This window comes from Neobacillus driksii (genome assembly GCF_013409995.1).
Lineage (GTDB): Bacteria > Bacillota > Bacilli > Bacillales > Cytobacillaceae > Neobacillus > Neobacillus driksii.
This window is the reverse complement of sequence record NZ_JACCBX010000011.1, coordinates 209,141-230,826: the sequence shown is the minus strand read 5'-3', so window position 1 is coordinate 230,826 and position 21,686 is coordinate 209,141. Positions and strand designations below refer to the sequence as shown.

Annotated in this window: 21 protein-coding genes; 19 read left to right on the top strand and 2 right to left on the bottom strand. The window is 37.7% G+C overall.

Annotated features, from left to right (window positions below; translation table 11 throughout):
- The first annotated feature begins 30 nt into the window (after positions 1-30).
- The 12 genes from pgsA (at position 31) to F4694_RS23330 (ending at position 12,808) form a co-directional block, all read left to right on the top strand.
- Positions 31-609: a CDP-diacylglycerol--glycerol-3-phosphate 3-phosphatidyltransferase gene (gene pgsA / locus F4694_RS23385; protein ID WP_179602313.1), complete on the top strand. Its 579-nt coding sequence runs from the start codon at positions 31-33 to the stop codon at positions 607-609.
- An 18-nt stretch (positions 610-627) separates the two neighbouring features.
- Positions 628-1,881, top strand: a complete 1,254-nt coding sequence (locus F4694_RS23380) for a competence/damage-inducible protein A (protein WP_179602348.1) — start codon at positions 628-630, stop codon at positions 1,879-1,881.
- 333 nt (positions 1,882-2,214) lie between these two features.
- The gene (gene recA, locus F4694_RS23375) at positions 2,215-3,255 is read left to right on the top strand and encodes a recombinase RecA (protein ID WP_179602312.1); all 1,041 of its coding nucleotides are present in this window, start codon (positions 2,215-2,217) and stop codon (positions 3,253-3,255) included.
- A gap of 315 nt (positions 3,256-3,570) precedes the next feature.
- Positions 3,571-5,130 carry a ribonuclease Y gene (gene rny, locus F4694_RS23370; protein WP_179602311.1) on the top strand — a complete coding sequence of 520 codons (1,560 nt, stop codon included), beginning with the start codon at positions 3,571-3,573 and terminating at the stop codon, positions 5,128-5,130.
- Between the two features lie 109 nt (positions 5,131-5,239).
- Positions 5,240-6,037: a TIGR00282 family metallophosphoesterase gene (locus tag F4694_RS23365; RefSeq protein ID WP_179602310.1), complete on the top strand. Its 798-nt coding sequence runs from the start codon at positions 5,240-5,242 to the stop codon at positions 6,035-6,037.
- Between the two features lie 170 nt (positions 6,038-6,207).
- Positions 6,208-6,468, top strand: a complete 261-nt coding sequence (gene spoVS, locus F4694_RS23360) for a stage V sporulation protein SpoVS (protein WP_003181955.1) — start codon at positions 6,208-6,210, stop codon at positions 6,466-6,468.
- 468 nt (positions 6,469-6,936) lie between these two features.
- Positions 6,937-8,673 carry a 2-oxoacid:acceptor oxidoreductase subunit alpha gene (locus tag F4694_RS23355; RefSeq protein ID WP_179602309.1) on the top strand — a complete coding sequence of 579 codons (1,737 nt, stop codon included), beginning with the start codon at positions 6,937-6,939 and terminating at the stop codon, positions 8,671-8,673.
- A gap of 2 nt (positions 8,674-8,675) precedes the next feature.
- Positions 8,676-9,542 carry a 2-oxoacid:ferredoxin oxidoreductase subunit beta gene (locus F4694_RS23350; RefSeq protein WP_179602308.1) on the top strand — a complete coding sequence of 289 codons (867 nt, stop codon included), beginning with the start codon at positions 8,676-8,678 and terminating at the stop codon, positions 9,540-9,542.
- A 189-nt stretch (positions 9,543-9,731) separates the two neighbouring features.
- Positions 9,732-11,276, top strand: a complete 1,545-nt coding sequence (gene miaB / locus F4694_RS23345) for a tRNA (N6-isopentenyl adenosine(37)-C2)-methylthiotransferase MiaB (protein ID WP_179602307.1) — start codon at positions 9,732-9,734, stop codon at positions 11,274-11,276.
- Position 11,277: 1 nt separating this feature from the next.
- The gene (locus F4694_RS23340; protein ID WP_179602306.1) at positions 11,278-11,727 is read left to right on the top strand and encodes a YlbF/YmcA family competence regulator; all 450 of its coding nucleotides are present in this window, start codon (positions 11,278-11,280) and stop codon (positions 11,725-11,727) included.
- 218 nt (positions 11,728-11,945) lie between these two features.
- Positions 11,946-12,491 (top strand): outer spore coat protein CotE, encoded by a 546-nt coding sequence (locus F4694_RS23335; RefSeq protein WP_179602305.1) that lies wholly within the window; start codon positions 11,946-11,948, stop codon positions 12,489-12,491.
- A 116-nt stretch (positions 12,492-12,607) separates the two neighbouring features.
- Positions 12,608-12,808 carry a hypothetical protein gene (locus tag F4694_RS23330; RefSeq protein ID WP_179602304.1) on the top strand — a complete coding sequence of 67 codons (201 nt, stop codon included), beginning with the start codon at positions 12,608-12,610 and terminating at the stop codon, positions 12,806-12,808.
- Between the two features lie 23 nt (positions 12,809-12,831).
- Here the strand turns inward: F4694_RS23330 and F4694_RS23325 are convergent, their stop codons facing one another.
- Entirely contained in the window at positions 12,832-13,407 is a 576-nt protein-coding gene (locus F4694_RS23325; RefSeq protein WP_179602303.1) for a GNAT family N-acetyltransferase, read from the bottom strand.
- Between the two features lie 126 nt (positions 13,408-13,533).
- Between F4694_RS23325 and F4694_RS23320 the strand changes: the two genes are divergently transcribed.
- Positions 13,534-14,184 (top strand): protein kinase family protein, encoded by a 651-nt coding sequence (locus F4694_RS23320; RefSeq protein ID WP_179602302.1) that lies wholly within the window; start codon positions 13,534-13,536, stop codon positions 14,182-14,184.
- 28 nt (positions 14,185-14,212) lie between these two features.
- Here F4694_RS23320 and serC read toward each other — a convergent pair whose 3' ends face one another.
- The gene (serC, locus tag F4694_RS23315; RefSeq protein WP_179602301.1) at positions 14,213-15,310 is read right to left on the bottom strand and encodes a 3-phosphoserine/phosphohydroxythreonine transaminase; all 1,098 of its coding nucleotides are present in this window, start codon (positions 15,308-15,310) and stop codon (positions 14,213-14,215) included.
- Between the two features lie 504 nt (positions 15,311-15,814).
- On the opposite strand from serC, the gene F4694_RS23310 reads away from it, so the two are divergent.
- From F4694_RS23310 to F4694_RS23285, 6 genes are all read left to right on the top strand, one after another.
- Positions 15,815-17,005: an MFS transporter gene (locus F4694_RS23310; RefSeq protein WP_179602300.1), complete on the top strand. Its 1,191-nt coding sequence runs from the start codon at positions 15,815-15,817 to the stop codon at positions 17,003-17,005.
- A 265-nt stretch (positions 17,006-17,270) separates the two neighbouring features.
- Complete coding sequence (locus F4694_RS23305; protein ID WP_179602299.1) at positions 17,271-18,119, top strand: alpha/beta fold hydrolase; 849 nt, start codon at positions 17,271-17,273, stop codon at positions 18,117-18,119.
- 132 nt (positions 18,120-18,251) lie between these two features.
- Complete coding sequence (locus tag F4694_RS23300) at positions 18,252-18,911, top strand: GntR family transcriptional regulator (protein WP_179602298.1); 660 nt, start codon at positions 18,252-18,254, stop codon at positions 18,909-18,911.
- Positions 18,912-18,946: 35 nt separating this feature from the next.
- A complete protein-coding gene (locus F4694_RS23295; RefSeq protein WP_179602297.1) occupies positions 18,947-20,140 on the top strand; it encodes an acyl-CoA dehydrogenase family protein in 1,194 nt (397 codons plus the stop codon).
- A 64-nt stretch (positions 20,141-20,204) separates the two neighbouring features.
- A complete protein-coding gene (locus tag F4694_RS23290) occupies positions 20,205-21,158 on the top strand; it encodes a VOC family protein (RefSeq protein ID WP_179602296.1) in 954 nt (317 codons plus the stop codon).
- 42 nt (positions 21,159-21,200) lie between these two features.
- Positions 21,201-21,674 carry a flavin reductase family protein gene (locus F4694_RS23285; RefSeq protein ID WP_179602295.1) on the top strand — a complete coding sequence of 158 codons (474 nt, stop codon included), beginning with the start codon at positions 21,201-21,203 and terminating at the stop codon, positions 21,672-21,674.
- The last annotated feature ends 12 nt before the right edge of the window (positions 21,675-21,686 follow it).

Here is a 21,686-nt window from a genome sequence, read left to right as displayed (position 1 = left end):
TTCGTTCTAATATTATTTGGAGGCAAAACAATGAATGTACCAAATCAAATAACGATATCAAGGATTCTCTTAATTCCTATTTTCTTGATAATAATGCTTTTCCCCTTTGATTGGGGAAACATGCACTTACTGGGAGCTGACCTTCCGGTAACCCACTTTGTTGGAGCATTAATCTTTATTTTTGCTTCTTCAACTGATTGGGTGGATGGCTATTATGCCCGAAAATATAATCTCGTTACAAATATGGGGAAATTTCTTGACCCGCTTGCAGATAAATTACTTGTTTCTGCAGCACTAGTTGTTCTTGTCGATCTTGGATATGCTGCCTCTTGGATTGTTATCGTAATCATAAGCAGAGAATTTGCGGTCACAGGACTTCGTCTGTTGCTCGTAGAAGGTGGAGAAGTGGTAGCGGCCAATAACCTTGGAAAAATCAAAACCTGGGCACAAATTATCGCAATTTCAGCACTTTTATTACATAATATTATATTTGAGATGATTGGATTTCCATTTGCAGATGTAGCATTATGGGTTGCATTAATTTTTACAATCTGGTCTGGCTGGGATTATTTTTCGAAGAATATGCATGTATTTAAAAATTCTAAATAGAACTTGGGGTAATGGATGATGAATGCAGAAATTATTGCTGTTGGTTCTGAATTACTGCTAGGTCAAATCGTTAACAGTAATGCACGATTTATTTCGCAACAACTTGCAGGAATAGGTATCAATGTATTTTTTCATACGGTGGTTGGTGATAATCCTGACCGATTAAGGTCCGTAATTGAAATTGCAGAAAAACGTTCAAATTTGATAATTTTTACGGGCGGGCTAGGACCGACAAAGGATGATTTAACGAAGGAAACAATTGCACGCCATTTAGGGAAAAATCTAGTAATGGACCAGGAAGCATTAGAATCTATTGAACTTTATTTTAAAAAGGGAAATAGGGTAATGACTGAAAATAATAAGAAGCAAGCCCTTGTTTTAGAGGATTCTACTATCCTTCCAAATCATCATGGGATGGCACCTGGTATGATGGTCGAAAATGGTAATTGCGTATATATGCTTCTACCAGGACCCCCGAAAGAAATGGAGCCAATGTTTTTACACTTTGGTACTGCAGCTTTATCCAAACAAGTAAAAACAGATGAGAAAATAGTTTCTAGAGTTTTAAGGTTCTTTGGAATTGGTGAGGCAGCGTTAGAAACAGAAATCATGGATTTAATAGATCAACAAACAAATCCAACAATTGCCCCGCTGGCTGCAGATGGAGAATGCACGTTAAGGCTTACTGCGAAGCACCAAGACATGCAAACGGCAGAGTTAATGCTTGATGAAGTAGAGGGTAACATTAGAGCTCGTGTAGGTCAGTTTATATATGGGTATGACAATACTTCTCTAGTAGCGGAACTTATGAGAGTTTTAAAAGACAAGAAATTAACAATCTCAGCTGCAGAGAGTTTAACAGGAGGATTGTTTCAACAGGAACTAACGAGTGTACCCGGTGTTAGTTCAGTCCTTAAGGGCGGAGTTGTTTGCTACACGAATGAGGTTAAGAAGAATGTTTTAAAGGTTAAACCAGAAACCATTGAAAAATATGGGGTTGTAAGTCAAGAGTGTGCCAAAGAACTGGCTGAAAATGTTGCAGCATTAGTATCCGCAGACATAGGGATTAGTTTCACTGGTGTTGCTGGACCAGGTGAGCTTGAGGGTAAACCTGTAGGAACAGTTTACATTGGGATTTCGATTAGAGGACAGCAAACAGTGGTTAAAAAGCTGGAACTTGGCGGTTCAAGGGAAGCAAACCGGAGCCGTTCAGTAAAATACGGCTGCTATTATTTAATAAAGCAATTGCAAGAATCACAGAAAGCTAACTAAGCTCTCTGTGATTTTTTTAACTTAAAACAGTATCTGGTATCATTCTCTCGCATAACGTAACATACTCTCGGATAAACAAATTTGTCACACATAGTTAGTAAATAGTTTGAAAACAGATAAAAAAGGTAAATTAGAGTTCAAAAACTGTTGAAAATGGGTTAAATGCTAGAGCATTTACCCTTTTATTACATGTTTATTTGTTTCAAAAAAAACGAATAAGTGTTCGACTTTTTGCTGTACAAATGTCCAAAAAGAGGTTATATTATTAGTAGGTTTTAAATTATTGAATTTGGCTATTAACTTTTTGGTTTATATATAAGGGAGGAACTAGTAGTGAGTGATCGTAAAGCGGCCTTAGAAATGGCGCTAAAACAGATAGAAAAGCAATTTGGTAAAGGTTCCATCATGAAAATGGGAGAAAAGACAGACACAAGGATTTTAACAAGTCCAAGTGGCTCATTAGCAGTAGATTCAGCACTTGGTGTTGGCGGATATCCTAGAGGAAGAATTATTGAAATTTACGGACCTGAAAGCTCAGGTAAAACAACTGTTGCTTTACATGCAATTGCTGAAGTACAAGCAGCAGGCGGACAAGCAGCGTTTATCGATGCTGAGCACGCACTTGACCCAGCATATGCACAAAAACTAGGGGTTAACATCGATGAGTTATTGTTATCCCAGCCTGATACAGGAGAACAAGCGCTAGAAATCGCAGAGGCACTTGTACGAAGTGGTGCGATTGATATTCTAGTAGTCGATTCCGTTGCAGCATTAGTTCCAAAAGCAGAAATTGAAGGAGAAATGGGAGATTCCCACATGGGTCTTCAAGCTCGTTTGATGTCTCAGGCACTCCGTAAACTTTCTGGTGTCATTAACAAATCGAAGACAATCGCAATCTTTATTAACCAAGTTCGTGAAAAGATTGGTGTCATGTTTGGGAACCCTGAGACTACACCTGGTGGTCGTGCGTTGAAATTCTACTCTACGATCCGTGTTGAAGTACGTCGTGGAGAAGCTATCAAACAAGGCACTGACGTGGTTGGTAACAAAACCAAGATTAAAGTCGTTAAAAATAAAGTTGCACCTCCATTCCGTACAGCGGAAGTCGATATTATGTATGGTGAAGGAATTTCTAAAGAGGGCGAGATCATTGATATTGGCTCTGAATTAGATATCGTTCAAAAGAGCGGTTCTTGGTATTCTTACAATGAGGAAAGAATCGGTCAAGGCCGTGAAAATGCAAAGACCTTCTTAAGAGAAAATCCAAGTGTTCGTCTTGAAATTCAACAAAAGATTCGTGAACACTTCGGATTAGACGGTGAAAAGATAGTCACTGAAGCCGATGACGATGAACAGTTCGAATTAATAGACTAACAAAAAGAGCAAAGCCTGATTAGGTTTTGCTCTTTTTAATAAAAAGTGAATAATTATCAGTCTGTGTGTATATTTATGCAAAAAATAGCGATTTATATATTGTTAAAACATGAACAAAGTCTAAATATTTCAAAAAGCTGTCAGGAGTTACCCTTGACAATAAATATACACACATTTACAATTAACATGTATATTTTACATTTTTGTTAATATTACAATGAAAAGCTTGGTGCTTGCTGTATGTTGAACCAAACCAATGTACATGCCGACACTTAAAAAGTGTAACAAAAGTTCATAGCAAGAGGAGGTGTAACGATGGAACCTATTACTATCATCTCCATTTTGCTTGGCATTATCGTCGGTGCCGTTGTTGGCTATTTTGTTCGTAAATCCATTGCTGAGGCAAAAATAGCAGGTGCAAAGAATGCTGCAGAGCAGATTCTTGAAGATGCAAAGCGTGATGCTGATTCATTGAAAAAAGAAGCTTTGCTAGAGGCAAAGGATGAAATTCACAAGCTTCGTACGGAAGCCGAACGTGAGGTTCGTGAACGAAGAAATGAACTGCAAAAACAAGAAAACCGTTTACTGCAAAGAGAAGAGAATTTAGATCGAAAGGATGAATCGTTAAATAAACGAGAAATTCTATTAGAAAAGAAGGATGATTCTCTAAACCAAAGACAACAGCATATTGAACAGATGGAAAGCAAAGTGGACGAGTTGGTACGAACACAACAAACTGAACTTGAACGTATTTCGAGTTTGACTCGTGAGGAAGCGAAGAACATCATTATCGATAAGATGGAGCAGGAATTAACCTATGACACTGCGATAATGATTAAGGAAAGTGAAAACCGCGCCAAAGAGGAAGCGGATAAGAAAGCGAAGGAAATTCTATCCCTAGCAATCCAGCGTTGCGCTGCTGACCATGTTGCGGAAACGACTGTATCTGTAGTCAACCTTCCGAATGATGAAATGAAAGGCCGTATTATTGGTCGTGAAGGAAGAAATATCCGTACACTAGAGACACTTACAGGAATTGACTTGATTATCGATGATACTCCAGAAGCTGTTATTCTATCAGGGTTCGATCCGATTCGTCGGGAAACGGCGCGATTAGCGCTTGAAAAATTAGTTCAAGATGGACGAATCCATCCTGCACGAATTGAGGAAATGGTCGAAAAATCTCGTCGTGAAGTGGATGAGTACATTCGTGAAGTGGGTGAACAGACGACATTTGAAGTCGGAGTTCATGGATTACATCCGGATCTTATTAAGATCCTAGGACGCTTGAAGTTCCGTACTAGTTACGGGCAAAATGTCTTAAAACACTCAATGGAGGTTGCACAGCTTTCGGGCTTACTTGCAGCTGAACTTGGTGAGGATGAAACACTGGCACGACGTGCAGGTCTATTACATGATATTGGAAAAGCGATTGACCATGAAGTGGAAGGAAGTCACGTTGAAATCGGGGTTGAGCTTGCGACTAAATACAAGGAACACCCAGTGGTAATCAACAGTATTGCTTCACATCATGGTGATACGGAGCCAACATCAACCATTGCGGTTCTAGTGGCTGCTGCTGACGCTTTATCGGCTGCAAGACCTGGTGCACGCAGTGAGACTCTAGAAAACTATATCCGCCGTTTAGAAAAGCTGGAGGAAATTTCTGAGTCTTATGAAGGTGTTGAAAAATCTTTTGCGATCCAAGCTGGCCGAGAGGTCCGGATTATTGTAAGACCAGATGCAGTTGATGATCTAGCTGCACATCGTTTGGCTCGAGATATTCGAAAACGAATAGAAGAAGAGCTTGACTACCCTGGACATATTAAAGTGACAGTTATCCGTGAAACACGGGCTGTAGAATATGCAAAATAAAGCGGTGCGAAAGCACTGCTTTATTTTTTTGAAGTTTGGAGTTGAGGTTAAATAAAATAAAAGTGTGATACAATTTATAATAAATAAATGCATTACGAAAGGATTACAAATGAACTTATTATTTATTGGAGATGTTGTTGGTTCACCAGGTCGAGATATGGTTAAGGAGTATGTGCCAAAGATTAAGGAAAAATATCGACCAAATTTTACGATTATTAATGGTGAAAATGCAGCAGGCGGCAGAGGTATTACAGAAAAAATCTATCGGGAATTTTTAGGTTCTGGAGCACAGGCTGTAACCCTTGGAAATCATGCATGGGACAACAAGGAGATTTTTGAATTTATCGAATCAGCAAAGAATATGGTACGTCCAGCAAACTTTCCAGAAGGAACTCCCGGCAAAGGGTTAGCATTTTTTAAGGTGAATGACATCGAGGTAGCTGTCATCAATTTGCAGGGGCGAACGTTTATGCCTCCGCTGGATTGTCCTTTTAAAAAGGCAGATGAATTAGTCGAAATCGCTCAAGCACGTACACCCTTTATCTTTGTGGATTTTCATGCAGAAGCTACCAGTGAAAAACAAGCAATGGGCTGGTATTTAGACGGGAGGGTTTCTGCAGTTGTAGGCACCCATACACATGTACAAACAGCGGATAGCCGTGTCCTGCCAAATGGGACAGGCTATTTAACAGATGTAGGGATGACAGGTCCATATGATGGAATTCTTGGGATGGAAAGGGAAGCAGTCATCACTAAATTCCTTACAAGCCTTCCTGTAAGATTTGAAGTCCCTAAATCAGGTAGAACTCAGCTTAGCGGCGTCTACATGGAACTAGACAGAAAAACTGGAAAGTGCAAAAAAATGGAAAGAATTTTAATAAATGAAGATCATCCTTGGTATTCTTAACCTTCCGAAATGGAAGGTTATTTCTTTTTAACGATAAATAAGCACTTTTTTTGTCCAAGCCGGAATATGTCTTTTGCAGAATGAATATAGTAGCAGTGGAATCTTATATACCTGATTTGCTCATGAAACTGCTCATGCCAGGATCGGGATTATACAAGGGGGAGCTAGGAATGGAAATATTAAAAGTTTCAGCAAAATCTAATCCTAATTCTGTAGCTGGTGCACTTGCTGGAGTTCTGCGTGAAAGAGGTGCAGCAGAAATACAGGCGATTGGTGCAGGTGCATTGAATCAAGCTGTTAAGGCAGTAGCGATTGCAAGAGGATTTGTAGCACCTAGCGGAGTTGATTTGATTTGCATCCCTGCGTTCACTGATATTCAGATTGATGGTGAAGAACGCACGGCTATAAAGCTTATTGTTGAACCAAGATGAAAGAGATAGAATCAATGATGTGAAATAAGATGAATAAAACAAACGCTTTTGCCTGCTTATATTTTAAGCAGGTATTTTTATATACAAATCATTATAATAATGTTATTCTAGTATAAATGAAAACGTTTTCTATGATAAAGTGTTAAAGTAATATATTTTTTTAGATTTAGTACCGAATCGCATAACAGCAACGTTTTACAACAATTTTAGGGTAAGGTAAGTAGCTTTACTAAATGCCAATTTTTATAATATAAAAAAATATTCATATTTTAGACAATATTTCGTCTGAAAGGGTTGCAATTTTTGGAATAGAGGTCTAGAATTGTAAGCGTTTAGTACATATTCTAGTTTCGATTGATTTAGCCTTTAAAGCATTAAAGTCTAAATTCTAGTGAATGACTCGGAATTGTGCTACACTATTAACGAGTTCTAAAATATACTTTTTACATATCCAAAGGGGTGTAAGTCATGATCAATCAACTTTCGTGGAAAGTTGGCGGACAACAAGGGGAAGGTATTGAAAGTACAGGGGAAATATTTGCTATTGCATTAAATCGCCTAGGTTATTACTTGTATGGTTATCGTCACTTTTCATCTCGTATTAAAGGTGGTCATACCAACAACAAAATCAGAGTAAGTACGACAGAAGTTCGTTCAATCTCTGATGATCTTGATGTTCTTGTCGCTTTTGACCAAGAAACTATCGATTTAAACTACAAAGAGTTACACGCTAAAGGTGTAATCCTTGCTGATGCAAAATTCACGCCTAAGAAACCAGAAGATACACAAGCAGCATTGTATGCGGTTCCATTTACAGAAATTGCTACTGAATTAGGGACATCCTTAATGAAAAACATGGTAGCGATTGGTGCTACATCAGCTGTCTTGAATCTTGATATTCATGTGTTTGAAGAAGTAGTTCAAGAGATTTTTGGTAAAAAAGGTGCACAAGTAGTTGCGAAAAACATGGATGCCATTAAAGCTGGATATGAGTATATGAAAAATCAGCTTGTAGATGGCGTTGAAATAATGGAACTTGAAAAAGCTGACGGTAAAAAGCGCATGTTCATGATTGGAAATGACGCTATTGCATTAGGGGCTGTCGCAGCTGGCTGCCGCTTTATGGCTGCTTACCCAATTACACCAGCTTCTGAAATAATGGAATATTTAATTAAAAAGCTTCCAGCACTTGGTGGTTCAGTTATTCAAACAGAGGATGAAATTGCAGCATGTACAATGGCAATTGGTGCCAACTATGCTGGCGTACGTACAATAACTGCATCTGCAGGTCCTGGACTATCATTAAAGATGGAAGCAATCGGATTATCTGGTATTACAGAAACTCCGCTTGTTATTGTTGATACCCAGCGTGGCGGTCCATCTACAGGATTACCAACAAAGCAAGAGCAGTCCGATTTAATGGCGATGATCTATGGAACACATGGAGAAATCCCTAAAATCGTTATGGCTCCAAGTACTGTAGAAGAAGCATTCTATGATACTGCCGAGGCATTTAACCTTGCTGAAGAATATCAATGTCCAGTTATTATTCTTTCAGATCTTCAATTATCTCTAGGTAAACAGACTGTTGAACCATTAAGCATGGATAAAGTTGAAATCAGACGCGGTAAACTGGTAACAGATGAAATTCCTGAAAATGAAAACAAAGGATATTTCAAACGTTATGAAGTGACAGCTGATGGAGTTTCACCACGTGTTATTCCTGGTATGAAAAATGGTATCCACCATGTAACAGGTGTTGAACATGACGAAACTGGTAAACCTTCTGAATCAGCAGCAAACAGAATTGCCCAAATGGACAAGCGATTCCGTAAAATAGAAAATATTCGTTTCAACACACCAGTTTATAAAAATGTGAAACATGAAGAAGCTGATGTCTTATTTGTTGGATTCAATTCAACTCGTGGTGTAATTGAAGAAGCAATGGTTCGTTTAGAAAACGATGGCTTAAAAGTAAACCATGCTCAAATTCGTTTGATTCACCCATTCCCGACTGACGAAGTATTACCACTTGTTCGTTCAGCAAAGAAAGTTGTAGTTGTTGAGAACAACGCTACTGGACAATTGGCAAACATTATGAAAATGAATGTTGGTCATGCTGAAAAGATTATTAAACATTTAAAATATGACGGTAATCCGTTCTTACCACACGAAGTATATACAAAATGTAAGGAGTTGTTCTAAACATGGCCACTTTTAAAGACTTTAGAAATAATGTAAAACCGAACTGGTGCCCTGGCTGTGGCGACTTCTCTGTACAAGCGGCAATGCAACGTGCAGCAGCGAATGTAGGGCTCGAGCCTGAAAACTTAGCTGTTATTTCTGGTATTGGATGTTCTGGCCGTATCTCTGGATATATTAATTCATACGGCTTCCATGGAATTCATGGCCGCTCATTACCAATCGCACAAGGTGTAAAAATGGCAAACCGTGATTTAACAGTAATCGCTTCTGGTGGTGACGGAGACGGTTTTGCAATTGGTATGGGTCATACAATCCATGCAATCCGGAGAAATATTGACATTACTTATGTTGTAATGGATAACCAAATCTATGGCTTAACAAAGGGACAAACGTCTCCACGTTCCGCTGCTGGATTTAAAACAAAATCAACTCCGATGGGATCGGTTGAACAAGCTATTTCTCCAATGGAGATGGCCCTAACTGCTGGAGCAACATTTGTTGCACAAAGTTTTTCAACAGATCTAAAGGATTTGACTGCTCTAATTGAAGCTGGTATTAAGCATAAAGGGTTCTCTTTAATAAACGTATACAGCCCATGTGTAACGTATAATAAAGTCAACACTTATGACTGGTTTAAAGAGAATTTAACGAAGTTGAGTGATATTGAAGGTTATGATCCTTCAAACCGTGAAGAAGCTATGCAAACATTGATGAAGCATAATGGCTTAGTTACTGGTTTAATTTATCAGAACACAGAACGTCAATCGTATCAGGAATTAATCAATGGTTACGCTGAAACTCCTTTATCACAGGCTGATTTAAACCTTGATCAACAATATTTTGATAAACTAGTTGGCGAATTTATGTAATAGCAATTTGAAAATCTCGTAGTGTGCTGCTACGGGATTTTCTATTGTTTTCAAGCCTATTAACCTTTATACTATAATAATGTGCAGAAGTATGTTAGGCGTGTTCTGACACTATGTACAGGTAAAAATTTACTTTATTAATATTAATAGACACATCAGCTAAAACGACTGAAAGGAGATTTTTTACGAATGAATGAAAAACAACGTTTAGAATCTAAACAAATTGAAGCTGCTAATTCTTCGGACAAAAAATCCGCCAAGGATTACAGTAAGTACTTTGAACAGGTCATTACTGCACCATCATTAAAAGACGCTAAAAAACGTGGTAAAGAAGAAGTAAAATACCACAATGATTTCTCCATTCCTGAAGAGTTTCGCGGCATGGGTGAAGGCAGAAAGTTTTATATTCGTACGTACGGCTGCCAGATGAACGAGCACGATACGGAAGTTATGGCTGGAATCTTTTTGGCTTTAGGCTATGAACCGACTGACAGAACAGAAGATGCGAATGTTATCCTATTAAATACATGTGCGATTCGTGAAAATGCTGAAAATAAAGTGTTTGGTGAACTAGGACATTTAAAGCATTTGAAGACAGAAAAGCCAGATTTACTGTTAGGTGTATGTGGATGTATGTCACAGGAAGAATCTGTGGTCAATAAAATCTTAAAAACCTATAACCAAGTGGATATGATTTTTGGTACACATAACATTCATCGTTTGCCAAATATTTTACATGAAGCATACATGTCAAAAGAAATGGTTGTTGAAGTATGGTCTAAAGAAGGTGACGTGATTGAAAACCTTCCAAAAGTACGACGTGGAAATATTAAGGCATGGGTTAACATTATGTATGGCTGTGACAAATTCTGTACCTATTGTATTGTTCCCTATACTCGTGGTAAGGAACGAAGCCGCCGTCCGGAAGAGATTATCCAGGAAGTACGTCATTTAGCAGCACAGGGTTATCAGGAAGTTACTCTGTTGGGCCAAAACGTAAATGCTTATGGTAAAGATTTAGAAGACATTAACTATGGTCTAGGTGACCTTATGGATGAATTAAGGAAGATTGATATTCCTCGTATTCGTTTCACGACAAGTCACCCACGTGACTTTGATGATCATTTGATTGAAGTCCTTGCAAAAGGCGGTAATCTGATGGATCACATTCATCTTCCAGTTCAATCAGGTTCAACCGATGTATTGAAAATTATGGCTCGTAAATATACGAGAGAACAATATTTAGAGTTAGTACGCAAGATTAAAGCGGCAATTCCAAATGTTGCATTAACCACTGACATTATCGTTGGTTATCCAAATGAAACGGATGAACAATTTGAAGAAACTTTATCTTTATATCGTGAAGTAGGCTATGAACTAGCTTATACGTTCATTTATTCTCCTCGTGAAGGTACACCTGCAGCAAAAATGCAGGATAATGTTCCAATGGAAGTTAAGAAGGAACGTTTACAACGTTTAAATGCTTTGGTGAACGAGTTATCTGCAGAAGCGATGAAAAAGTACAAAGGCCAAATTGTTGAAGTTCTTGTTGAAGGGGAAAGCAAGAACAATCCTGATGTCCTTGCAGGATACACTTCCAGAAACAAGCTTGTGAATTTTGCTGCTCCTAAATCAGCAATTGGTAAAATTGTTAAGGTCAGAATTACTGATACAAAAACATGGTCATTAAACGGAGAAATGGTGGAAGAATTAGAACCGGTAGAGGTGAAGTAAAGTGGCGAAATATACAAAAGACGATATCATCGCTCGTGCACAAGAATTAGCACGCATGATAGGAGAAACTGAGGAAGTTGATTTCTTTAAACGTGCAGAAGCACAGATTCATGTAAACCCGAAGGTTAGTACGTTAATTTCAGATATTAAGGGTTTGCAAAAGCAAGCCGTTAATTTACAACATTACGGTAAGCCAGAAGCATTAAAAAAGGTAGAAGATAAAATCTCTTCGATTGAACAGGAGTTAGATGATATTCCAGTTGTTCAAGAGTTTAAGCAGTCCCAAATGGAAGTAAATGAATTGCTTCAGTTAATTGCTACTACAATCTCTAATAAGGTAACAGATGTCATTATTGAGTCTACTGGCGGAGATGTCTTAAAAGGTGAAACAGGTGCAAGTATTCATAATGGCGGGTCTTGTGGAAATCACGATCACGACCATGAACATTAAAAAGGTAACCAGGCTTTTACAGAGCCTGGTTTTTTTATGGACATTTTTAGAAAAGTCATTTCAACTTAAAGTACTTGCCTAATTGGAACCTACATTAGACTCCCGCATAAAATGAATTATGACTAAACTTTTATCCAGTATTCGCAGAAATATATCGCACACTAGTCTATAAAATTGCATAGGATGAATTGAAAATGAATGAGGAGGGTTCGCGCGAAATGGGAGAATACAGAGAGATAATTACGAAGGCCGTAGTAGCGAAAGGGCGTAAATTCACCCAGTCCAATCATACGATTAGCCCGGCACATAGTCCGACAAGCATTCTTGGATGTTGGATTATCAACCATAAATACAACGCGAAAAAAGTCGGCAAAACTGTAGAGATACACGGCTCGTATGACATTAACGTTTGGTATTCATTTAATGATAATACCAGAACAGAAGTAGTAACCGAAAAGGTTCAATATACAGATGTCATTAAGTTACGATACCGTGACCATGATTGTTTGGATGACAATGAAATTTGTGCTCGCGTTCTTCAGCAGCCAAATTGTTGTGAAGCCGTTATCTCCCCGAATGGCAATCGAATCATTGTCCATGTTGAAAGGGAATTCCTCGTGGAAGTGATTGGCGAAACGAAAGTATGTGTCGCCGTTAATCCACATGGTTGCAAGGACGATGACGATGATTGGGGAATGGATGTTGACGACGAAGAATTTGAGGAATTGAATCCAGATTTCTTACTCGGCGTCGAAGAAGAATAAACATACTAGGAAGTCTCTACTTCCTAGTTTTTTCTTTTTTATTATCTTATAATAAAAGAAAGAAGGTATGATAAAAAAGAAAAATCAGCAACCTATTTTTAGGAGGTGTCACAGAAATGGAGCCTAGACAACCTGGAAATAACAAACTGCCTGATTTCGACCAATTAAACGACAGAATCATTGTGGAGCAGCCATCAGGACCACATTTGATTATTAAAACAAATCTTGACCCGCAGGATTCTACCGAGAATAACCCATATTATCAGGGGAAAGAAACCGATAATCCCAAAGCATTTAGAGATTATTTTGAAGAGTAAGCCAGGAGATATATCCTGGCTTTTTATTGAACTTGAGCATCCTTTGATTCAATTGCAAGCAGTTCCCATTCACGCTTTAATAAAGAAAACATACTAGTGGTATGATATGAATTGTTTTGAAACAAATAATCACGCAATTCCCCTTCTTTTTTAAAGCCTAACTTCTCAAGAAGATTACTTGAAGCCTCGTTTTCTAAGTAAACAACAGCCCCTATGCGGTTTAATCCCAACTCTTGATAGCTATAACGCATAACCTCTTTGATCGCTTCTGAAGTATAGGCTTTCCTCCAATAGAAGGGATGAATTTCATAGCCAATTTCCGCTTTTTTATTTTTTAGCTGTAATCCATTCAGACCTAAGGTACCGATAAATTTGTTATTTTCCTTCAGGACGATCCCCCAGCGCATGGACCGTTTTTCGTAAAAGTTCTTCTGAAACATGTCAATTAACTTTTTTGCCTCTTCGATTGAGGTGAAAGTATCAGTCCCGTAATATCTGGTTACCTCTTCTAAAGATAAAATATTAAATAAACTGGTAGCATGAATTTGAGTAATTTCAATTAATTTTAATCGATCTGTTTCTAAGGTTGGAAATAACACAGGAACACCTCATTATAAATAGGTAATAAATTTTTTGTTAAAGTAGAGAATATTTTTTCTATTCTAAGTGTATATGAGATGTATACTAAAAGGAAAGAATTATCTAGTTTGTTTTGAGGTGTCCAAATGAAAATTGAGAAATATATAAAATTGATTGGAAATGAATTATTGCCCAATATCCAATTATCAACCGAAGGTCCATTTGATCCAATTATTGTAAAAAATACCTCAAATACTTGGAAAACAATTGGGAGCGGGAATTATGCAGGGGTATTTTTACATCGGTCGAACCCCAATTGGGTTGTAAAGGTGTATGGAAGAAATCCTGAGGACCTAAAAAAAGAAGTGGAAGTATATAAGAAGCTAGGGAATCATCCATCCTTTTCTTCATTAATTGACTACGGAGATAATTATTTAATTTTAAAAAGAATTGATGGGGTTAATCTGTTCAATGCAGTCGTGAAAGGAATACGAATCCCCGAAAGTGTTATTCACGATGTGGATGAGGGGATTGCGTATGCGAGGTCGGTTGGATTAAATCCCTTTGATGTACACGGAAAAAATGTTGTGATGAGTAATGGGAGAGGGTATATAGTAGATGTATCAGATTTTTATAAGCAGGGAAAATGCCGAAAGTGGGATGACCTAAAAAAGGCTTATTACAAAATTTATCTGCCTATTATTTATAAATATAATATTCCTATACCTTTCTTTATCGTTAACAGTGTCAGAAAAGGGTATCGTTTGTTTAGAAAAATAAAAAAGGGAAGTATATAAAATTATATATTTCCCTTTTTAAGTTTACTTATCGATTTTCATTTTGAAATTTCACCATGAATTCACTAAACGCTTTACATGTTTCATATGGGACAGCGTTATAGGTAGAGGCGCGGCAGCCTCCAACAGAGCGGTGACCATTTACACCGATAAATCCTTCATTCTTTGCTTCAGCTAAGAATTTTTTCTCTAATTCTTCATCCTTCACTCGGAAAGTAATATTCATCAGTGAGCGGCTTTCGACTTCTGCATGACCAATATAGAATCCATTGCTTTGATCGATTGCGTCATAAATGAGTTTTGCTTTTTCCTCGTTTCGTTTGGCTAGTTCATTAATTCCGCCTGTTTCTTTTATCCAGTTCAAAACTTCGCCAAGCATATAAATTCCGAATGTAGGCGGTGTGTTATATAAAGAGTTGTTTTTTGAATGGGTGCTATACTTTAGCATAGTCGGAATGTTAGGATTCGCCTTTTCAAGCAGATCCTTGCGAATGATTGCTACTGTAACACCAGAAGGACCGAGATTCTTTTGAGCGCCTGCATAAATTAATGAAAATTTACTGACATCAATAGGCTTGGATAAGATATCACTGGACATATCCGCAATCAATGGTACATCACCTGTGTTTGGGAAGTCCTTCCATTGTGTACCGTATATTGTATTATTTGATGTTAGATGAATGTAAGCATCTGTCGGGTTGTATTTCAACTCGTCAAATTGTGGGACACGGCGATATTGTCCTTCCTTCGTAGAGGCAACATGGTAAGCATCCCCAAATAGTTTTGCTTCAGAATATGCTTTTTCAGACCATGACCCGGACATGATATATCCTGCTTTTTCTCCTGGTTTCAAAAAGTTCATGGGAACCATTGAAAATTGAAGACTTCCTCCTCCTTGGAGAAAAAGGACCTCGTAATTTTCCGGAATAGATAACAATTCTTTTAGAAGTGCAATGGCGTTGTTATGTACTTCCTCATAGGCAGCACTACGATGGCTGAGCTCCATGACTGACATACCCGTACCACGAAAATCGATTAGTTCCTGTTGAGCTTTCTCAAGAACAGCTAACGGAAGGGCAGATGGACCTGCATTAAAGTTATAGGCGCGCTGGACAAGTGTATTCATTTTTTCACTCCCATTTTTCATTTATTAGAATATAACATATTTTCTTACATTTTAAATCAACTAAATTCAAGTGAAGACGTTTACATTTAAAAAAACTTAAAATATATAAAATTTTAGTTGCTAACCTTTTTAAAACATAAAAATAGAGTTCAATTTTTCACAAAGAAATTAAGTAAAAAATAGTAGATATTCAGTGTTTTTTTTATTTAATAAGAGAAATTGTGTAATTAATTATTCAGAAAATAAAAAGTATTATGAATACATTGACAAGCATTTTATACGACTGTAGAATTACAGTTAGCAAAAGGAACTGCTTTTTTCACGATTTTCACCGGTAAAATCGTGAAAAATAGAAATGTAAAATTTCAGTTTATTAAAAACTGAGATTTTAAGCTTTTGTTGCTTGCTGGCCACAAGCAAATCAAAAGTAATATTCTTTAAGTTAAATGAAAACGTTTACAGAAAAACATCGCATACTGTATTACAAATACAAGGGGGATAAAAATGGCAAAAAATATTAGTAGAAATATGCTTAAATTTTTAGTCGTCATTCTGGCTTTTCAAGATGTTGCAGCTGGAGTAGCTGGATCGATTATGGCTGACATTATTAAGGCATTTCCAGATTATGATCCCACCATTGTCATGTTGGTAGCTACATTCCCGGGTCTCATACAAATTGTACCTGCATTATTTTATGGAAAACTAACAAAAGTATTTAAAAAGAAAACATTGTTATTTATCGGGTTGACTTTATTTATTATTGGTGGGACACTGCCAACATTTATTGATAATCTGCCATTGATTATCGCAATGAGAGGACTTTTAGGACTCGGTGTTGGTATTACCATGCCGTTATCTATTGATGTCATTACGGATTTCTTTGACGGCAGGGAAAGGGATTTCTTAATTGGTTTTGGAACTTCCACGATTGCATGTATTGGAGCGATTTTCTTCCAATTAGGCGGCGGAATTTTAGCAGATTCCTTTGGCTGGCAATATGGATTCCTTACGTACCTTTTCCCAATTTGGATACTCGCCGTTACTATGCTTTATTTACCAGAGCCTGAAAAGAAACAGACGAATGAAGCAGCAAAAGCAAGTAATAAGCTTAAATTACCAAAAGCAATATATTGGGTATGTTTAGGGCAAGTAATATACTCTGGGTTAATCTTTGGATATGTTACAAATATTTCGGTCGTCATTCAAGGTGATCGACTAGGGAATGCAACAGAAGCAGGTATGGCAATCTCTGTATTTACTTTTGGTACACTGATTGCAGGATTTATCTTTGGAAAAATCAAACATGCACTGCCAAACTTTTATCTGCCTATAGGTGTTCTTGTAACAGGGATTGGGATGGCAATTTGTTATTACTCACCAACCCTAACAATGATCTTTGTCGGTAGCATTATTGGCGGGTTTGCAATGGGGATTGGACTTCCAGGTGTATTTACAAAAGTCTCAGAACTTACTCCTCCTGGTGCACCGCCAGCAGTAGGGCTTGTTGTCGTAGGGCAGGGTCTAGGCGGTATTTTGGGACCATTTGGATTCCAAATCGTGCAAAACATATTTAATCAAGACATTGGAAGATTCCCATTAGCTGTCAGTGCCATTGGATTAATTGTCTTATCGTTAATATGGGCTGCAGCGGTAATGAAACCTAAAAAAGATATAGAAGTTACATTAAATAATTAATTATGAAGAAAGGATGTTACAAATAACTTTGTACATCCTTTTATATTTTTGTGAAAGGTTTTTAAGATAGATTTTCATCTATTTATATTTTAATTTTAATAAATATTTAGAATTGATTGACAGATTAAAAAACAGTAGGTAAAATTATAGTTAGTTAATGGAAGCGCTTTTTTAGAGATTTTATACTACATATATGATGTTTAACACAAGAACTGAAATTTTAGTTAGAAGAATCAATTGATTTGGAAAGTGAGGGAATTGAAATATGGCTGAAGTCATTAAACGAAAGATCCAAACCGGAAACTATCAAACTTTTATTAATGAAGGTGGAGATAATAAGTCATCTGAGACAATTATTTTCTTACACGGAAGCGGACCTGGGGCAAGTGGAGAATCAAACTGGAGAGAAATTCTACCTAGTTTTCAAGATAAATTTCACGTAGTGGCACCAGACATCTTTGGCTTTGGAAATACAGATCATCCTGAAGAATACCCTCAAAATGGGGCACAATGGATGAAGATTCGAGTAGAACAAGTACTATCATTAATGGACACTTTAGAAATTGAAAAAGCCCATTTGGTTGGGAATTCCCTGGGCGGTGTTATTGCACTTCACCTTCTTATGTATGCTCCAGAAAGATTTGATCGTATCGTGTTGATGGGAGCAGGAGGCGGCTTGAAAGAACCTACCCCAGAGCTTGCTAAATTAGCAAACTTCCACAAAGATCCAAACCCTGTTGCATTTAAAAATCTATTAAGCTGGTTCCTCTACGATAAGAGTATTTTAGAAGATCAGCTGGAGAAGATTGTTGCAGAACGGTTAGAGTTGTTCTTAAGACCCGATGTACGCAGATCTTATGAGGAAAATTTCACAAAAACACATCTGTCTGACATGCTTGTTCCTCCTTCAGCACTTAAACAAATGGAGAATGAAATGTTACTCATTCATGGACACCAAGACCGATTTGTACCGATTGAAAGCAGCCTTTACGTCATGGATTACTTGCCAAACGCACAGCTCCATATCTTCAAGCGCTGTGGACACTGGGCACAGGTAGAACAAAAGGAAAGATTTATCAAACTAACTTCGGATTTTTTCAACGGTGAAATTTAGAAATAGTGTTGATTTAATTGCTAATACACCGTTGATCCTCTCTTCCTATCAGTATGAAAGTGATAGACTCTTAGAGTGATTACTAATATTATAGGGGTAACGACAACAAATGAGAATTGAAGGTGTATTAAGATGAAAATAGATCAGGCATATCGCTATATTAAAAGACAAATTATTGATGGAGTCTGGGTACCTGATACAGCGATTAATGTTAATGAAGTTTCTGAGCATTTAAATATCAGCCGCACACCGATACATAAGGCTATGACAAAACTTTCAGAAGAAGGATTTTTGTCAATCATTCCCCAAGTAGGTGTGTTTGTAAAAAGACCAGAGATGGAAGAAGTGATGGAGCGATTATTGGTCTGTGCAAACCTAGACGCTTTAATGACGGAGCATGCGATAAAAAATTTAAATGATGAAGAACTTTCTCAAATGTATACGATTTTAACTAAGATGGATAATCTAGAAATCTCTGAGGAAGAGTATTCACTCCTTAATATTGAGTTTCACCGGATCATTTATCTAGCGGCTAAGTTACCTTATACGTTTACTCTTGCAAATCAGTTATGGGATTACTTGAATTATGTTGGGAATCCGGCAATGTTATTTTCAATCGATCGAAGAAAGCAATCGCAGGCGGAGCACTGGATGATTTACTTTAGCTTAAAAGATCGGGACGCCAAACTAGCAAAAAAGCTAATGGAAAAACATTTAACCCGTATTGCAGATAATGTTAGTGAAAAATATCAGAAAATGGGTCTGGCTCAGGAAGTGGGTAACGAAATTTAAATGGTATAACAACTATAATTACGGGAGGTTTTCTTATGAACCAAAGCGTGTTGGAAACGAAAAATGTATTAGTGGACAGAGCGCGGGCTCTTATTCCTAAACTGCGAGAGTTTAGCCTAGATATTGATAAAAATAGTAGAATTCCAGAAGAGATTGTAGATGATTTAAAAAATGAGGGACTCTTAAAGGTACTCAGGCCGAATATGTTTGACGGTTATCAGACAAATATGAGAGCGTTCACAGAGGTTGTAACAGAGATTTCCCGTGGTAACGGTTCAGCAGGTTGGTTCGTTTGCTTAAGCAATATTCGTGATTATATGATTTCTTACACATTTGGAGAAAAAGCCTTAGATGAGATTTATGGAACGGGCAAAGATGTTGTGTTAGCAGGTAACTTTAAACCGATTAAGTGTAATATCAAAAAGGTTGAAGGCGGATACTTTGTGGAAGAAGCCCAGTGGCCATTTGTTTCAGGAAGTCCACATGCCGATTGGTGCTACTTCGGATTCCCGTTAGCAGATGAAAATGACGGAATGGAAATGGCCATTATGGTGGTACCACGTGAGGAAATAGAGATTCTTGACGACTGGAATGTTATGGGATTAAAGGGTTCCGGCAGTAATAGCTGTAGAATTCAAAATGTCTTCGTACCAGAACACCGTGTATCATTGGATCGCTTAGCAAGCAAAGGTCATTACCTAATTGATCCGCTTAAAGACGTTTCATTATATAGATCTTCTTTTGTGCCATCTCTTACTTTATCGATTGTAGGACCGGCATTGGGACTTGCAAAGGCAGCGATGGACCTCTATATGGAAAGACTTCCGAAAGCTGGAATTGGAAACACCTTTTATCAAAAACAAAATGAAGCACCAATCACACATCACCAGGTTGCCCAAGCACAATTGAAAATTGATACTGCTGAAATGTTTTTATACCGTGCTGTAGATAAAATTGATAGCTATGCTGAACGTGGAGAAGTAATGGATACGGCTGAAATCGTAAAAGTGAAGGCAGATTTCGGCTATGTCAATCAATTATGTAAGGAAGCGATTGATCTTCTAGTTGCTGGTGTGGGCTCCATGTTTACCTACCATAATAATCCTCTACAATTAGTCTATCGTGATTTTTTTGCCATGCATTTACATGGTTTCATTACACCATCAAGTTTAATCGAAACATATGGAAGAGTCCTTTGCGGGCAAGAACCGAATACCTATTTTGTCTAATTTTAAATGAAAAGGCTTTCTGTTTTCTGAAGATTCAAATACAAAATTAAATGGGGGAAAAAACATGAGTTTACCAGAAATCGCAAAGTTAGGTCACGTCGCTTTAGTTTCAGCGGATCTAGAAAAATCACTTTGGTTCTTTAAGGAATTAATTGGTTTAGAAGAAACCGAAGAAGTAAATGGTACGCATTATTTACGCGCATGGGGAGATTTTGAACATCACACATTATCCATTACAGCTGGGGAAAAGTCATATGTTGATCATATTGCATGGCGAACAAAGCGTCCGGAAGATGTAGAGCAATTTGCACATCTACTCGAGGAGGCAGGAACAGAAGTAAGCTGGGTGGAGGCTGGAATGGAAGCAGGGCAAGGAAGAGCCATTCGTTTTAAATTGCCGAGTGAACACCGTTTTGAAATTTATTATGACATGGAAAAAACATTAGCAGAGCCTTCCAAGCGTTCAGTGTTAAAGAATCAGACCTACAAATCTTGGGCAAAAGGCTGTTCACCAAGAAGAATTGACCATGTTAATATTCTATCTTCATTAAAGGCAAACGTTATTTCAGATTATTTGATGGAGAAATTAGGATTTAAAATGAGAGAATGTGTTAAAGCTCCGGATGAATCATTAATTGGCGCGTGGTTAAGTGTAACTCCTTTGGTTCATGATATCGCGGTAAGCCATGATCCATTCTCACCATCAACACATCAAATCCACCATTTGTCTTACTGGCTTGATAATGCCCAAGATTTGCTGCGGGCAGCAGACATCTTAACGGAACATGGACTTAAGTTTAAAGGTCCAGGTAAGCATGGTATTTCACAAGCAATGTATATATACGTGGTCGATCCAGGAAGCGGAGTACGTGTAGAGTTGTTCACGAATGGTTATTTGATTTTTGAACCAGATTGGGAGCCTATTGTATGGACGCTAGATGAAATGGATGTAGGCTTTACCTTCTGGGGAGATCAAACAGATACGTTACCAGAAAACAATCCGACGATTGAAGCTTAAGAGTATAATAAATTAATTTTATAGAAGAGTGAGGTTAGTAGAATGGATGACCGTGAATTTCGAACCGCAATGGGAAAATTTGCAACAGGCGTAACCGTAATTGCTACTGATGTGGATGGAGACGTACATGGGATGACAGCCAATGCCTTCATGTCTGTGTCACTTGACCCGAAACTAGTAGTAATCTCAATTGGTGAAAAGGCAAGGATTCTTGAGAAAATTAAACAAAGCAAAACGTTTTCAGTTAATATTTTAGCTGCTGACCAACAGGAACTTTCGATGATATTTGCTGGACAGTTAAAGGAACACCGCGATGTGGAATTTGACCGGCTTGATGGGAAGCCCGTACTAAACGGGGCGGTTGCACAAATAGCCTGTGAAGTATCTGCAGAACATGTTGAAGGAGATCACACGCTATTCATTGGAAGTGTAACAGACATTCATTTAGAAGATGCTGAACCACTCATTTTTTATAGTGGAAAGTACCGTGCTTTAGCTGAAGCTGTAACGGTATAATGAACACTTTAA

What these genes read in the sequence shown, in the direction of transcription:
- serC (WP_179602301.1), bottom strand. Translation starts at nt 15,310, where the DNA reads ATGAATACACTTGTCCAGCGCGCCTATAACTTTAATGCAGGTCCATCT.
- F4694_RS23350 (WP_179602308.1), top strand. Translation starts at nt 8,676, where the DNA reads ATGGCCACTTTTAAAGACTTTAGAAATAATGTAAAACCGAACTGGTGC.
- miaB (WP_179602307.1), top strand. Translation starts at nt 9,732, where the DNA reads ATGAATGAAAAACAACGTTTAGAATCTAAACAAATTGAAGCTGCTAAT.
- F4694_RS23290 (WP_179602296.1), top strand. Translation starts at nt 20,205, where the DNA reads ATGAGTTTACCAGAAATCGCAAAGTTAGGTCACGTCGCTTTAGTTTCA.
- F4694_RS23310 (WP_179602300.1), top strand. Translation starts at nt 15,815, where the DNA reads ATGGCAAAAAATATTAGTAGAAATATGCTTAAATTTTTAGTCGTCATT.
- F4694_RS23330 (WP_179602304.1), top strand. Translation starts at nt 12,608, where the DNA reads ATGGAGCCTAGACAACCTGGAAATAACAAACTGCCTGATTTCGACCAA.
- spoVS (WP_003181955.1), top strand. Translation starts at nt 6,208, where the DNA reads ATGGAAATATTAAAAGTTTCAGCAAAATCTAATCCTAATTCTGTAGCT.
- rny (WP_179602311.1), top strand. Translation starts at nt 3,571, where the DNA reads ATGGAACCTATTACTATCATCTCCATTTTGCTTGGCATTATCGTCGGT.
- F4694_RS23305 (WP_179602299.1), top strand. Translation starts at nt 17,271, where the DNA reads ATGGCTGAAGTCATTAAACGAAAGATCCAAACCGGAAACTATCAAACT.
- F4694_RS23300 (WP_179602298.1), top strand. Translation starts at nt 18,252, where the DNA reads ATGAAAATAGATCAGGCATATCGCTATATTAAAAGACAAATTATTGAT.
- F4694_RS23320 (WP_179602302.1), top strand. Translation starts at nt 13,534, where the DNA reads ATGAAAATTGAGAAATATATAAAATTGATTGGAAATGAATTATTGCCC.
- F4694_RS23380 (WP_179602348.1), top strand. Translation starts at nt 628, where the DNA reads ATGAATGCAGAAATTATTGCTGTTGGTTCTGAATTACTGCTAGGTCAA.
- F4694_RS23295 (WP_179602297.1), top strand. Translation starts at nt 18,947, where the DNA reads ATGAACCAAAGCGTGTTGGAAACGAAAAATGTATTAGTGGACAGAGCG.
- F4694_RS23285 (WP_179602295.1), top strand. Translation starts at nt 21,201, where the DNA reads ATGGATGACCGTGAATTTCGAACCGCAATGGGAAAATTTGCAACAGGC.
- F4694_RS23355 (WP_179602309.1), top strand. Translation starts at nt 6,937, where the DNA reads ATGATCAATCAACTTTCGTGGAAAGTTGGCGGACAACAAGGGGAAGGT.
- F4694_RS23335 (WP_179602305.1), top strand. Translation starts at nt 11,946, where the DNA reads ATGGGAGAATACAGAGAGATAATTACGAAGGCCGTAGTAGCGAAAGGG.
- F4694_RS23365 (WP_179602310.1), top strand. Translation starts at nt 5,240, where the DNA reads ATGAACTTATTATTTATTGGAGATGTTGTTGGTTCACCAGGTCGAGAT.
- pgsA (WP_179602313.1), top strand. Translation starts at nt 31, where the DNA reads ATGAATGTACCAAATCAAATAACGATATCAAGGATTCTCTTAATTCCT.